Annotated in this window: 11 protein-coding genes; 9 read left to right on the forward strand and 2 right to left on the reverse strand. The window is 66.5% G+C overall.

What is annotated here, in order from left to right:
- From Q0D45_RS17580 to Q0D45_RS17590, 3 genes are all read left to right on the forward strand, one after another.
- On the forward strand, nt 1-2,403 hold a 2,403-nt coding region (locus Q0D45_RS17580; RefSeq protein ID WP_293395796.1), incomplete at its 5' end, for a CusA/CzcA family heavy metal efflux RND transporter.
- A 109-nt stretch (nt 2,404-2,512) separates the two neighbouring features.
- The gene (locus tag Q0D45_RS17585; RefSeq protein WP_293395797.1) at nt 2,513-2,989 is read left to right on the forward strand and encodes an OsmC family protein; all 477 of its coding nucleotides are present in this window, start codon (nt 2,513-2,515) and stop codon (nt 2,987-2,989) included.
- A gap of 23 nt (nt 2,990-3,012) precedes the next feature.
- Complete coding sequence (locus tag Q0D45_RS17590) at nt 3,013-3,405, forward strand: VOC family protein (protein WP_293395799.1); 393 nt, start codon at nt 3,013-3,015, stop codon at nt 3,403-3,405.
- On the opposite strand, the gene Q0D45_RS17595 is transcribed toward Q0D45_RS17590, so the two are convergent.
- Together Q0D45_RS17595 and mprF are read right to left on the reverse strand one after the other, a co-directional pair.
- Nucleotides 3,402-4,934 (reverse strand): AcvB/VirJ family lysyl-phosphatidylglycerol hydrolase, encoded by a 1,533-nt coding sequence (locus Q0D45_RS17595; protein ID WP_293395802.1) that lies wholly within the window; start codon nt 4,932-4,934, stop codon nt 3,402-3,404. The genes Q0D45_RS17590 and Q0D45_RS17595 overlap by 4 nt on opposite strands.
- Entirely contained in the window at nt 4,931-7,510 is a 2,580-nt protein-coding gene (mprF, locus tag Q0D45_RS17600) for a bifunctional lysylphosphatidylglycerol flippase/synthetase MprF (RefSeq protein WP_293395805.1), read from the reverse strand. The genes Q0D45_RS17595 and mprF overlap by 4 nt, the downstream gene beginning before the upstream one ends.
- Nucleotides 7,511-7,717: 207 nt before the next feature.
- On the opposite strand from mprF, the gene Q0D45_RS17605 reads away from it, so the two are divergent.
- The 6 genes from Q0D45_RS17605 to Q0D45_RS17630 form a co-directional block, all read left to right on the forward strand.
- On the forward strand, nt 7,718-9,232 hold the full coding sequence (locus Q0D45_RS17605; RefSeq protein ID WP_293395808.1) for a DUF3336 domain-containing protein: 1,515 nt from the start codon (nt 7,718-7,720) through the stop codon (nt 9,230-9,232).
- 44 nt (nt 9,233-9,276) lie between these two features.
- The gene (locus Q0D45_RS17610; RefSeq protein WP_293395811.1) at nt 9,277-9,906 is read left to right on the forward strand and encodes a TetR/AcrR family transcriptional regulator; all 630 of its coding nucleotides are present in this window, start codon (nt 9,277-9,279) and stop codon (nt 9,904-9,906) included.
- Nucleotides 9,907-9,988: 82 nt separating this feature from the next.
- Nucleotides 9,989-10,759, forward strand: coding sequence for an SDR family oxidoreductase (locus Q0D45_RS17615; RefSeq protein WP_293395814.1), 771 nt, complete (start codon nt 9,989-9,991; stop codon nt 10,757-10,759).
- Nucleotides 10,759-11,076 carry a hypothetical protein gene (locus Q0D45_RS17620; RefSeq protein ID WP_022976547.1) on the forward strand — a complete coding sequence of 106 codons (318 nt, stop codon included), beginning with the start codon at nt 10,759-10,761 and terminating at the stop codon, nt 11,074-11,076. Before Q0D45_RS17615 ends, Q0D45_RS17620 begins: the two co-directional genes overlap by 1 nt.
- Before the next feature lie 188 nt (nt 11,077-11,264).
- Nucleotides 11,265-12,944, forward strand: coding sequence for an arginine--tRNA ligase (gene argS, locus Q0D45_RS17625; RefSeq protein ID WP_293395819.1), 1,680 nt, complete (start codon nt 11,265-11,267; stop codon nt 12,942-12,944).
- A partial coding sequence (locus Q0D45_RS17630; RefSeq protein ID WP_293395822.1) for an SPOR domain-containing protein occupies nt 12,944-13,601 on the forward strand: 658 nt, incomplete at its 3' end. The genes argS and Q0D45_RS17630, both read left to right, overlap by 1 nt.

Raw genomic sequence — 13,601 nt, forward strand, 5'->3', positions numbered from 1 at the left:
GTGCTGATCCGCGTGCCCGGTCTGTTGAAAACAGCGCGCGACATTGCCGATGTCGTGGTTGCCCGGCACGGCGGCGTGCCGGTGCGGGTGGCCGATGTCGCCGAGGTGACACCGGGCGTGCCGCTGCGCACCAGCGCGGCGCTGATCGACGGCCAGGAAACGGTGATCGGCACGGTGATCATGCGGCTCGGCGAGAACAGCCGGACCGTTGCCCGCGCCGCCGCCGCCAAGCTCGACGCGATCCGCGCCGGCGCGCCGAAGGGCGTGACCATCGAACCGCTGTACGACCGCAGCGCGCTGGTCGATCAGACCATCGCGACCGTGCGCACCAATCTGCTCGAAGGGGCCGCGCTGGTGATCGTCGTGCTGTTCCTGATGCTCGGCAATCTGCGAGCCGCACTGATCACCGCGGCGGTGATTCCGCTGGCGATGCTGATGACCGTCACCGGCATGGTCGAGCTGGGTGTCAGCGCCAATCTGATGTCGCTCGGCGCGCTGGATTTCGGCCTGATCGTCGATGGCGCGGTGATCATCGTCGAGAACTGCACGCGGCGGCTGGCACAAGCTCAAGCGCAAGGCCCGCTGAGCGATGGGCAGCGCCGTGCGCTCGCCTATGAAGCAGCGCGTGAAGTGATCCGGCCCAGCCTGTTCGGTGTGGCGATCATCACCCTGGTCTACCTGCCGATCTTCGCGTTCCAGGGTGCCGAGGGAAAGTTGTTCCAGCCGATGGCGCTGACCGTGATGATGGCGCTGGTCGCAGCCCTCCTGTTCAGCCTGACGTTCGTGCCGGCCGCCGTCGCCATCGCGCTGAAGCGCGCCGGGGCCGAACACGAAGCCGGGATGACCCGGCGCCTGCGTCGCAGCTATGCAGCACTGCTCGGCAGCGCACTGCGCCATCCACTGCCGGTGCTGCTGGTGGCACTGGCGCTGGTGATCATCAGCGGCGGACTGGCCACCCGACTCGGCAGCGAGTTCATTCCCTCGCTCGACGAAGGCGATGTGCTGATCGAGGTCCGGCGCATTCCCGGCACCAGCCTGAGCCAGGGCCTGGCGCTCGAAAAGGAGCTGGATCGGGTGCTGGCCGCGGTGCCGGAAGTGCGCCGCGTGTTTGCCGGCATGGGCACCACCGAGATCGCCATCGACCCGACCGCGCCCGGCGAAGGCGAAACCTATGTGCTGATGAAACCGCGCGCCGAATGGCCCGACCCGGCCAAGCCGAAGGCGCAACTGCTGCGGGAACTGCAAGCCGCGGCGGCAACCCTGCCCGGCACGGTCACCGAGTTCTCGCAGCCGGTGGCGCTGCGGATCAACGAACTGCTGTCCGGCGTCAAGAGCGCGCTGGCGGTGAAGATCCACGGTGACGATCTGGACACCCTGAACCGCCTTGGCGCGCAGGTCGAAACCCTGCTCGCGGCAGTACCCGGCGCGATCGACGTCAAGCGCGAAGCCACCGAGGGCCTGCCGCTGCTGAACATCGAGCCGAAGCGCGCGCTGCTCTATCGCTACGGTCTGAACATCGGCGACCTGCAGCGCAGCGTCGCCAATGCGCTGTCCGGGCTCGATGCCGGTCATCTGATCGATGGCGATCGTCGCCAGCCGATCGTCATCCGCTTGCCGGAAGCACTGCGCCAGGATCTGCGGGCGCTTGAACGGCTGCCGATTGCCCTGCCAGGTTCATTTCCGGGGGGCGGTGCCATTCCGCTCGGCGAAGTAGCGACCCTGACTTTGAGCACTGGCCCGAACCAGATTTCCCGCGAGAACGGCAAGCGCCGCGTCGTCGTTACCGCCAATGTCGAAGGCCGCGATCTCGGCGGCTTCGTCGACGAAGTACGCGCCCGGCTGAGCCACACGCTGCGCCTGCCGCCCGGCGTCTGGCTGGCCTATGGCGGCACTTATCAGCAACTGATCTCGGCCAATCAGCGGCTGATGCTGATCGCGCCGATCACCCTCGCCGCCATCTTCGTGCTGCTGCTGATCGCCTTCGGCAGCCTGCGCGATGCGCTGCTGATCTTCAGCGGCGTGCCGCTGGCGCTGACCGGCGGCGTGCTCGCCCTGATCGTCCGCGGGCTGCCGTTCTCGGTCACCGCAGGCGTCGGCTTCATCGCGCTGTCCGGTGTCGCAATCCTCAACGGCCTGGTACTGCTCAGCTTCATCGACGGCTTGCGCCGCGCAGGCCGGCCGCTGCAGGAGGCGTTGATCGAAGGCGCGTCCTTGAGGCTGCGGCCGGTACTGATGACGGCGCTGGTGGCGTCGCTCGGATTTCTGCCGATGGCCTTGAACACCGGCCTCGGTGCCGAAGTGCAACGACCACTGGCCACTGTCGTGATCGGCGGCATCCTCAGTTCGACCTTACTGACCTTGTTCGTGCTGCCGCTGTTGTATCGGCTGGTGCATCGGCGCTGAGCGTCTTTCGGCTTTCCGGCTGCAGTCTCGATGCGTTAGCGTCTTCAGCAAGGGGCGATCGCGCCCCCACAAGCTCGGCCGAAGCTCCTGACTCAGCTGGAGGGCATCGATGGCTCACTACAGCGTTGAAACGATCTGGTCTCGTGGCGACCAGAAATTTCTCGACAACCGATACAGCCGGCGCCACATCCTGCGTTTCGATGCCGGCCTCGATGTTCCCGGCTCCTCGTCGCCGCAGGTGGTTCCCGTGCCTTACTCCGATCCCAAGGCGGTTGATCCGGAGGAGGCCTTCGTCTCCTCGCTCTCCAGCTGCCACATGCTCTGGTTTCTCTCGATCGCGGCGAAGCGCAAGTTCGTCGTCGACCACTACCAGGACACGGCCGTAGGCGTCATGGCCAAGAATGAACTCGGCAAGCTCGCGATGACGGTCGTCACGCTGAAGCCCGAGGTTCACTTCTCCGGTGATCCGCTGCCAAGCCGGGAAGACATCGACCAGATGCACCACGAAGCGCATGAAGAGTGCTTCATCGCGAACTCGGTCAAGACCGAAATCCGCTGCGAGCCGGTTTACGGCAACGCCCTCTAGCCATTCAAGCTCAGGATCAGGCCATGAAACGCACCTGGACGATCATCGGCGTCACCGACGTTGCCCGCAGTTACGCCTGGTATCAGACCTTGCTGGGGCTGCCAGCCACGCAGCCTGCCCATGACTACTTCGGGCAGATCCTCGATACCGATGGAACGGTCCTGCTGTGCCTGCATCAGTGGGGCGCGCACGAGCATCCATCCTTGACCAGCCCGGATCGCGCACAGCCAGGCAACGGTCTGCTGCTGTTCTTCCGCGTCGATGATTTTGCCGAGGCCTTGCCTCGGGCGCGGGCGCTGGTTTCAGCGCTGGAAGACGAGCCTCAGGTGAACCCGAACACGGGCACTGAGGAATTCACCTTGCGTGATCCTGACGGCTACTACGTCATGGTCAGTGCGCTGTCCGACGACGCCTAGCGCCCGCTCGCAGCCTTGCCGGCCGGCAGCGCCGCCAGCAGCTTGCCCGCGAGCATTTCGTATTCGCCGTCGAAGTGGTGGCCGCCGGACAGTTTGAGGACCGACATCTTCGGGCCGCCCAGCGTGGCGCAGATCGAGTCTTCGTCTTCCTCGCCGTAGGCACAGAGTATTGGCGGGTTCGCCGATGAGGCCTGCAGACGGGCCACTTCCGGGCGCGTCGGCTTGCCGTCGTCGACGCTGCCGACCCAGCTGCTCAGATGGAATTCAAACTGGGCGTGTTCGGCGAGGCCGAGCAGCGCCACCAAGGCGATTTCGCTGCGGCTGGTCGCAGACATGCGATTCAGCGCGAACGGCAATACGTCCGCCCCTTGCGAGTAGCCGATCAGCAGCACCTTCGGGCGGTTCAGCGAGTGGCGGTAGTAGCGGATGATCTTGTCGAGATCGGCGGCGAAGGCTTCCGGCGTACGTTCGCTCCAGAAGTAGCGCAGCGAGTCGATGCCGATCACCGGCATGCCGGCATCGGCGATGAAGCCGGCCACTTCCTTGTCGATGCCGGCCCAGCCGCCGTCGCCGGAGATCAGGATCGCGAAGGTGTCGGCGTGCTGGGCGGCGCCGGTGGCCGGGACATCGGCGTCGACTTCGATCACCGGCAGCTCGCCCAGATCGCTCGGCGGCAGGGGCACGCTGCTGCGGCCCTGCGCGGTTTCCAGCTGATTGATGCTCTTGCGGTAGGCGGCGATCCAGTTCTCCGGCGACGTGAAGCCGTGGCCGACTTTCGGCAACGACACCAGAGAACCCTGGTCGCTGCCGGCGACGAACTTGCTGACGCTGTCGAGATCGCAGACCTGATCGATTTCGCCGTGCAGGGTCAGCCACGGCGCGGTCAGCTTGGGGGTCGGCAGGAATTCGATGCCGCCGTCGGCGCTGCGCGGCGCCATGCGTGCACCGTTACCGGCGCAGAACGGCTTCTTCAGGTTCAGATCCGGGCAGAACGCGGTGGTGACCGCGCCGGCAAACGAGCCTTTCTCGGCCTGGGCGAGCACGCCGTAGGCGAGCGTGGCGCCGGCGCCGTGGCCGGCGAGGATCGGCTGCAGATAGGTCGGCAGACGCGCCCAGGCCTGGACGAAGTGGCTGAGGTTCTCGAAATCGCCGACCGTGTACGCACATTCGCCGCCATCGGCTTCCAGCGCGCTGATCAGCTGCGGCGTGCTGATCGCCACAACCATCGCGCCATCGGCGACCAGCGCCTGGACCATCGCCGCCGGGCCGCCGCGATCACGGCTGACCCAGCCGCCATCACCGGACAGGAACAGCACGAAGGATTTCGGCGTGCCTTCCGGGCGATGGATCACCACGTCCTTGAAAATGCCGTGGCTCAGGGTTTCCGGGCCGCTCGGCACGGCGGCGGCCGGCACCACAACCGGAGCTGCCGCAGCCGCTTTAAGGGCTTTAGAGGCAGCCGATGCCGGAACGGAGACGATCGCGCCGAATGCCGTCGCGAGGACCAGGGTGTGGATCAGTGGCTTCATGACTTCCAGATGACTTCCTTGATGCCGCCAGCGATCAGCGCAGCGGTATCGACAAGTACGCGGGGCAGCACCAGGCCGCCCGGTGACGCGAGGTAGCGCGGGCGCCACTCAGGTTGAAACTTTTCCTTGTAACGCCGCAGGCCGTTGAAGTTGTAGAACGGCTCGCCGTAGCGATGAACGATGCGGCCGAGCTTGTGCCAGAACGGCGCCAGCGGATGGTTTTCCAGGCCGGCCAGCGGCGCCATGCCGAGGTTGAACCAGCGATAGCCTTGCGCGTTGCCCCAGAGCATCAGCTCGATGAACAGGTAATCCATGACGCCCTTCGGCGCTGCCGGGCCGTAGCGCATCAGATCGATCGACATCTCTTCGCGCCCGGCGCCGAGCCAGAGATTGGCGAAGGCGACGATCTGGCCGTCCCGGAGCACGCAGGCGCAGTGGAAGCGGCTCAGGTATTCGGGATCGAAACGGCCGACCGAGAAACCTTTTTCGGCGACCGATTTGCCGGTCAGCCAGTCGTCCGAAATCCGCCGCAGTTCTTCGAGCTTGGCTTCGACTTCGGCCGGCGCCAGCACCGCGAAGCTGGCGCCGTCGCGCTGGGCACGGCGATGTTCGTTGCGCAGGCTCTGGCGCTTGGAGCCGACCAGCGAAAAGGTGGTCAGCGGCACCCGCGCTTCTTCGCCGAGCTTGGCCAGCGACAGGCCCAGATCGAGGTACAGCGGCAACTGATCGGGCGACACCTGGTAGAACACCGGCCAGCAACTGCTGCGATCGGCCAGTTCGCGGAACGCCCAGGTCAGCGCTTCCACCTTGGCCGGATTGCCCACCGGATCGCCGAGCGCGATCAGGCTGCGGCCGGAACGCTGATACATGATGAAAGCGTCGCCATCGGGCCCGAACAGCAACTGCTTGTCGCCGAGCAGCGCCAGATTGGCGATGGTGTTGCCGCCAAAGGTGGCGATGATGCTGGCGGCGCGATCGAGGGCCGCAGCGTCCGGCGGATCCGGCTCGCGGCGGGCCGGGCTCAGCAGCCGCCAGAGCATGTAGCCGGCGAACAGCAGCACGGTCAGCAGGCCGGCGCGCATCAGGCGCGGGCTCTGATCGTCGAAGGCGAAACGCCACCAGACTTCGCGGCTGTAATCGGTGCCGCGCGAGGACAGCATCGACACCCAGACCGCCACCGCGACCACCGCCACCGTCGCCATCAGCCAGCGCTGGGAATCGCGCACTTCGAGCAGCGAGGCGCGGCGATAGAAGCGCTCGCGCGACAGCAGCAGCACCACGAGGATCACCGACAGCAAGGTCGCTTCTTCGTAGTCCAGGCCTTTCAGCATCGACACCACGGCGCCGACGGCGAGCAGCACCAGAGTCAGCCACCAGGCGCCGTCGAGGCGGCGATACAGGCCGCGCGCGAGGATCAGCAGGCCGACGCCGATGGCGCTGCCGGCCAGGTGCGAAAACTCCAGCAGGCCGAGCGGAATCATCTCGGACAAGCCCGCCAGGCGGCTGTCGATGGCCGGCGTGGCGCCGGAGATCAGCAGCACCGCGCCGGCCAGGAACACGGTGGTGGCCAGCACTGGCGGCGCCAGGGTTTCGACGCTGTCCTGCAGGCGGCTGCCATAGCGCCGGAAGCGTTCGTTCTGGGTGGCGAGCAGGCGCAGGCCAAGGAAGAACAGCGCCAGCACGAACGGCAGCAGGTAGTAGACGACGCGGTACAGCAGTACCGCGCCGAGCACGCCTTCCGGCGGCGCGGCGGGCAGCAGCAGGATCAGCACCGTTTCGAACACGCCGAGGCCGCCCGGCACATTGCTGATGGTGCCGGCGTAGATCGCCAGCACGAAGACGCCGACGAAGGCCGGATAGCCGAGGGTCACGGTGTCCGGCAGCAGCACGTACAGGGTGGCGGCGGCGAAGCAGAGATCGGTGCTGGCGGCGACGATCTGGCCCAAGGTCAGCGGCAGGCCCGGCAGGCGGAACTCGCGGCCGCGCCAGGTCAGTGGCCGGCGGCGGATGGCATTGAGCAGCACGTAGGCCGCAACCAGCGCCAGCAGCCCGCTGCCCAGTTCGCGGATGCCGGACGGCTCCAGATGCAGCACCCGGCCGGCATCATCCGGCGACGTCAGCAGGGACAGGCCGAGCAGGGTCGCCACACCGAGCGCAAAGGCAACCGATACCAGCGCGACGACGCCGGCCACTTTCAGGCCCGGCACGCCGGCGGCGGTGTAGTCGCGGAAGCGGATCGAGCCGCCGGACACCGCCTGGAAGCCGACGCTGTGGCCGATGCCGAAGGCGATCAGCGACGTCGGCGCCACCTGCCGCCAGGGCAGCGGGTGATCGACGCCGCGCAGGGCCAGCCAGTCGTAGAGCGTCAGCACCGCGTAGCTGAGGCCGCAGAACAGCAGCGCTTCGGCAATCCGCTCACGCGGCAGCGACTTCAGGTGGGCGAGGATTTCGCCCGGATTGAGCACCGCCAGATTCTTTTCCAGCGCCCACACGGCCAGGCCGAGCACGACCAGAGTCAGGCCGGCTACAAGAACGCGGCGGCGATCGGAAAACAGGGCGGCAAAGCGGGGCGACATGGCACTCGAATCGCTAAGGTCTAATGTCAACAGACCCCAAGGCGGCGGATTGTACTGTGCGGCTCGCCTTCCACGCGAAAGGCATTGGCAAAGCGACGCAGCGGGCTTGCGCACACTGACCACCGCTGCTCGGCGAAGGTTCGCCGACAGGCAAATGCTGCACTGCAAGATGGCATACTCGGGCCCTCGTTACGCTTACATCCGTCCATGTCCAAGAAGCTGATCGTCAGTCGCCAGAAGGATCTCGACCAGGCCGCCAACTACGCCGAATGGCAGGAGATCGCGACCGAACTCGATCGTCTGGAAGGCGCCGATGCCTGGAAACAGGACGAGATGAGCGATGATTACGACTACCTGCTGATCAAGGAACGCCTGAACACGCTGCGCGAGCTGCGCAAGTCGGGCGAAGTGCGGCAACTGGTGTTCCAGCTCGCCGAGGGCCTGCACGGCAATCTCGGCAACGTCGCCGATCCGGTGCTCTATTCGTATGCCCGTATCGGCACCAAGCGGCTGGTCGAGGAATACATCGAGGAATCGGCGCGCTGCCTGGACTACATCTGCGTCGGCGATTTCCCGGATTTCTCCAACGACGAGAAGATCCTGTTCTTCAAGCGCACCGGCACCAGCTTCGGCCGTTCGGCGCTGCTGCTGTCCGGCGGCGCCACCTTGGGCATGTTCCATCTCGGCGTGATCAAGGCGATGTTCGAGCACAACGTGCTGCCGCGCGTGATCTCCGGTTCCTCGGCCGGCGCGATCATCGCCGGCATGGTCGGCACCCGCACCGATGAGGAGCTTCCAGCGATCTTCGATCCGGAATCGCTGAACCTGCAGGCCTTCCAGACCGTCAGCCTGCGCCAGGTGCTGAGTGGCAACGCGCTGATGGACCCTGCCCGGCTGCGCGCCTGCCTCGAACGCAACATCGCGGCCTGCAGCTTCATCGAGGCCTTCGAGCGCACGCGGCGCATTCTCGGCGTCACCGTATCGCCGGCCGAGGCGCATCAGTCGGCCCGTCTGCTCAACTACCTGACCGCACCGAACGTCACCGTGCAGTCCTCGGTGCTGGCCTCTTGCGCGGTACCCGGCGTGTTCCCGCCGGTGATGCTCGATTCGCTCGATTTCGACGGCGTGAAGCATCCGTACATGCGCTCCAAGCGCTGGGTCGACGGCTCGATCGCCAACGATCTGCCGATGCTCCGGCTGGCACGCCTGCACAACGTCAACCACTACATCGTCAGCCAGACCAATCCGCACGTGGTGCCGTTCATGCGCGAGGCCCATCCGGGTCGGCGCACGATCACCGACGTGGTCCAGCACGTGGCCACCACCGCCAGCCGCGATCTGCTCAAGCTGACCCGCAACTACGTCGGCGCGGCCGTGCCCGGGCGCATCGTCGACATGCTCAACGACGTCCTTCAGCAACGCTACAGCGGCGACATCAGCGTCTATCCGCGCCAGTCGCCGACCCAGCTGATGCGGATGTTCTCGAACCCGTCACCGACGGCGATCGCCAACTTCATCCGCGATGGCGAGCGCGCCACCTGGCCGAAGCTGGAACGCATCCGCCTGCAGACGCGCATCTCGCGCTCGTTCGAGGACTGCCTGTTCTGGCTCAAGGATCACGGCCTGCGCCGCGCCGTCGCCGATGGCTCGCGCTCCCGCAGCCGTGGCGAGCGCCTGAAGCTGGCGGCGGTCGACGGCCGCCGCACCGACAACGGCGCGTAGATCAACCCCTGCCAGCCTCAACACGGACGAGGACTCTGGACCCGGTGAATACCCAGCGAGCATTGATCCCGGTCACGGCGCGCGGTGAAGCCACGCGGCAGAAATTGCTGACGGCGGCGGAAGTGGAAATCGGCGGCAACGGCTTCCATACCGCGTCGGTCAGCTCGATCACCAGCCGCGCCGCTGTCGGCCAGGGGACCTTCTACCTGTACTTCCATTCCAAGGAAGAAATCTTTCTGAGCCTGGTCAGCGACATCGGCCGCCGTCTGCGCAAGCACATGGCGCTGGCGATCGAAGGCGCGGAGAGCCGCATGATCGCCGAGCGACGCGGCCTGGAAGCCTTCTTCGAGTTCGCGCAGGCGCATCCGGGCCTGTATCGCATCGTCCAGGAATCGCAGTTCGTCGACGAAACCGTGTTCCGCAATTACTACGAGCGCCTGGTAACGAGCTATGCCGCCGATCTCGCGGACGCCAGTGCCCGCGGCGAGCTGAGCCCCGGCGATCCGATCGCCCGCGCCTGGTCGATCATTGGCATTGGCCACTTCATCGGCATGCGCTGGTGCCTCTGGCAGGGCGAGCAGCCAAGCCCTGCGCTGGTCGATGCGGTGATGGATTTCATCGGCCATGGCATCGCACCCCGCGACGCCGGCCTTCCCGCAAGCCTCAAGCGCTGAGGCTGCGGGTAGCCTTGTCGGCTGGCGTCATCGGCCTCAAGCCCCGACAATCCGCGCCATGTCCGAACCCAACCGCAACACGATGAAGCCCCTCACCGTTCTCGTCACCGGCGCCAGCGCCGGTTTTGGCGCTGCGACCGCCCGCCGTTTCATTGCCGAAGGCCATCGCGTGATCGCCGCCGCGCGCCGTATCGACAAGCTGGCGGCGCTGCGCAGCGAACTCGGCGCCGCACTGCTGCCGGTGACGCTCGATGTCACCGATCGCCAGGCGATCGAAGCCGTTGTCGCCAGCCTGCCGCCGGACTGGGCGGCGATCGACGTGCTGGTCAACAACGCCGGCCTGGCACTCGGCCTGGAGCCGGCGCATCAGGCCAGCGTTGATGACTGGGAACGGATGGTCGATACCAACATCAAGGGCCTGATGACGATGACCCGGACCATCCTGCCGGGCATGGTTGCCCGCGGCCGCGGCCACGTCATCAACCTCGGCTCGACGGCCGGCGAATGGCCGTATCCGGGCGGCAATACCTACGGCGCGACCAAGGCCTTCGTCCGCCAGTTCACCCTGAACCTGCGCGCCGATCTGGTCGGCACCGGCGTTCGCGCCACCGACATCGAACCGGGCCTCTGTGGTGGCACCGAGTTCTCCGCCGTGCGCTTCCATGGGGACCAGGCAAAGGCCGATGCCATGTACGCCGGCACCGAACCGCTGACCGCCGATGACATTGCCGACGCCGTCTACTGGGTCGCCTCACGTCCAGCCCGGGTCAACATCAACCTGCTGCAGCTGATGCCGGAATGCCAGGCGATCGGGCCGCTGGTGATCAAGCGCAAGACTGTGGGGAGCAACTGATGGGCGCGTTCAAGGATTCCGGCGTCATCGTCATCGGCGAGGACGAGTACCACTGGCAGGTGCGCCACTGGATCGGCGGGCCGGTGAAAGGTGGTGGTGGCGGCTGCGGTGGCCTGTCGGTGACCGTGTCGACCGATCCCGGCAAGCGCCGCGAACTGCTGGTCGAATTCCCGTTCGTCGAGTTCGGCCACGGCAAGCCGAAATCCGAAGTGCAATTCGCCAAGCGCCTGCAAGGCTGCATCGAAGCGGCGCTGGAAGAAGGCTGGCGCGCGAACTCGCGCGGCCGGCCGTGGATTCATGAGGCTGATCCGGCCTGAGACGCTTGTCTTCCTCCCCCGTTGTCACGGGGGAGGACCGAGGTGGGGGCGTTTGACGGTAGCGCTGAAGTCAATCGCCCCCATCCCGACCTTCCCCCCACAAGCGGGGGAAGGAGAACGGCAGAGGCCCCCGTACAATGCGCAATCCACCTTGAAGCTCGGCCACCCGGCCGTTTGAACGCGTCCCGATGAAATCCCAACTGCAGGACCTGCTGCGCGCCTCTCTCGTCACCGTGCTCGATGGCACCGCCGTCGCTGCACCCGCCGACATCCTCGTCGAGCCGGCGAAGGACAAGAAGAACGGTGACTTCGCGACCAATCTGGCACTGACCCTGGCCAAGCCGCTCGGCAAGCCGCCGCGCGCGGTCGCCGAAGCGATCGTTGCCGCGCTGCCGAAGGGCGGCATCGTTTCCAAGATCGAGATCGCCGGCCCCGGCTTCATCAATTTCTTCCTCGCCGCCGGCGCGCTGCAGCAGGTGGTGGTCGACATCCTGAACGCCGGCGAAGCCTTCGGCATCGATCGCTCGGGCGCCAAGGGCAAGGCGATGGTCGAGTTCGTGTCGGCCAATCCGACCGGCCCGCTGCACGTCGGCCACGGCCGTGGTGCGGCGGTCGGCGACTGCATGGCGCGGGTGCTCGATGCCGCCGGCTGGCAGGTGTCGAAGGAGTTCTATTACAACGACGCCGGCAACCAGATCGCCAACCTCGGCGTGTCGGTGCAGGCGCGTGCGCGCGGCATCAAGCCGGGCGATGAAGGCTGGCCGGAAGACGGCTATCGCGGTGACTACATCGCCGATGTCGCCGCCTCGTATCTGGCCGGCGACACCGTCACCGCTGACGATCGCGCAGTAACCGCCAAGGCCGATGCCGACGATCTCGATGCGATCCGCGCGTTCGCCGTCGCCTATCTGCGCCGCGAGCAGGATCTCGATCTGCGCGCCTTCGGCGTCAAGTTCGACGTCTATTACCTGGAGTCCTCGCTGTACACCGAGAGCAAGGTCGACAGCACGGTCGCAGCACTCCAGGCCAGCGGTCACACCTACGAGCAGGACGATGCGCTGTGGCTGCGCACCACCGACTTCGGTGACGACAAGGATCGCGTGATGCGCAAGCGCGAAGGCGGCTACACCTACTTCGTGCCGGACGTCGCCTATCACGTGTCCAAGTGGCAGCGCGGTTTCGTGCGAGTGATCAACGAGCAGGGCGCCGACCATCACGGCACCATCGCCCGGGTGCGCGCCGGACTGCAGGCGATGGACATCGGTATCCCCAAGGGCTGGCCGGAATACGTGCTGCACCAGATGGTCACCGTGATGCGCGCGGGCGAGGAAGTGAAACTGTCGAAGCGCGCCGGATCCTATGTGACCTTGCGCGATCTGATCGACGAAGCCGGCTGCGACGCGACGCGCTATTTCCTGGTGGCCCGCAAGAGCGATTCGCAGCTGATCTTCGACATCGATCTGGCCCGCGCGCAGACCAACGACAACCCGGTCTATTACATCCAGTACGCGCATGCCCGCGTCTCGGCGGTGTTCCGCCAACTCGGCGAACGCGGCCTGAGCTATGACCAGGCGGCCGGCTACGACGCCCTCGATCAGCTGGTCGAAGCGGATGCCGTGGCACTGGTCGCGCTGCTTGGCCGCTTCCCGGAAACGGTGCAGGCCTCGGCGCAGAACCTGGAGCCGCACGTCATCGCCCAGTACCTGCGCGATCTCGCCGCCGCGTTCCACGGCTACTACCACGCGGTGCCGTTCCTGATCGACGACGCGAGCCTGCGCAATGCGCGTCTGGCGCTGGCACTGGCGACCCAGCAGGTGCTGAAGAACGGCCTGGCGCTGCTCGGCGTCAGCGCCCCGGAGCGCATGTAATGGCCAAGGACTACGCCAAGCCGCGCAATCCGAACGACAACCGCCAGCATCGCGGCGGTCCGGCCAGCCGTCGGCCACCACCACCGTCACCACGCGGCGGCAACGGCGCGCCGCAGATGCCGGGCTGGGTCTGGCTGATCATCGGCCTGGCGATCGGCCTGGTGGTCGCCGCGTTCGCGTACATCGATCGCCCTTCGCATCAAACCGCGATCGGCTCCGCGGTAACGCCGGCCGCTGCCCCGAGCAAGGACGCGAAAAAGACCGATACCGCGGCTGCCGCGAAACCCGGCGAGCCACGCAAGGAAGATCTGCCGGTGCCGGACAAGGTGCCGCCGCGCTACACCTTCTACAACGAGCTGCCGAAGATCGAAGTAACGATCCCGCGCGAGTACTCGCGGCCGCCGCCGGCCAACAGCAGCAAGCCAGCGCCGGTGCCACCGGCCGAGGTCAAGAAGGCACTCGATGCGCCGGGCGCGTATCTGGTGCAGGTCGGCGCCTACAAGTCGCGCGAGGAAGCCGACAAGCAGCGGGCCAGCCTGGCGCTGATCGGCTACGAATCGCGCATCGAACAGGTGACGCTCGACGAGCGCGACACCCGTTTCCGGGTCCGCATCGGCCCTCAGCCGAATCTGGCTGCCGCACAAGCGGTGCTGGCCA

Origin of the sequence: Nevskia sp. (assembly GCF_023266035.1) — a bacterium.
Lineage (GTDB): Bacteria > Pseudomonadota > Gammaproteobacteria > Nevskiales > Nevskiaceae > Nevskia.

What these genes read in the sequence shown, in the direction of transcription:
- Q0D45_RS17605 (WP_293395808.1), top strand. Translation starts at nt 7,718, where the DNA reads ATGTCCAAGAAGCTGATCGTCAGTCGCCAGAAGGATCTCGACCAGGCC.
- argS (WP_293395819.1), top strand. Translation starts at nt 11,265, where the DNA reads ATGAAATCCCAACTGCAGGACCTGCTGCGCGCCTCTCTCGTCACCGTG.
- Q0D45_RS17615 (WP_293395814.1), top strand. Translation starts at nt 9,989, where the DNA reads ATGAAGCCCCTCACCGTTCTCGTCACCGGCGCCAGCGCCGGTTTTGGC.
- Q0D45_RS17585 (WP_293395797.1), top strand. Translation starts at nt 2,513, where the DNA reads ATGGCTCACTACAGCGTTGAAACGATCTGGTCTCGTGGCGACCAGAAA.
- Q0D45_RS17595 (WP_293395802.1), bottom strand. Translation starts at nt 4,934, where the DNA reads ATGAAGCCACTGATCCACACCCTGGTCCTCGCGACGGCATTCGGCGCG.
- Q0D45_RS17620 (WP_022976547.1), top strand. Translation starts at nt 10,759, where the DNA reads ATGGGCGCGTTCAAGGATTCCGGCGTCATCGTCATCGGCGAGGACGAG.
- Q0D45_RS17590 (WP_293395799.1), top strand. Translation starts at nt 3,013, where the DNA reads ATGAAACGCACCTGGACGATCATCGGCGTCACCGACGTTGCCCGCAGT.
- mprF (WP_293395805.1), bottom strand. Translation starts at nt 7,510, where the DNA reads ATGTCGCCCCGCTTTGCCGCCCTGTTTTCCGATCGCCGCCGCGTTCTT.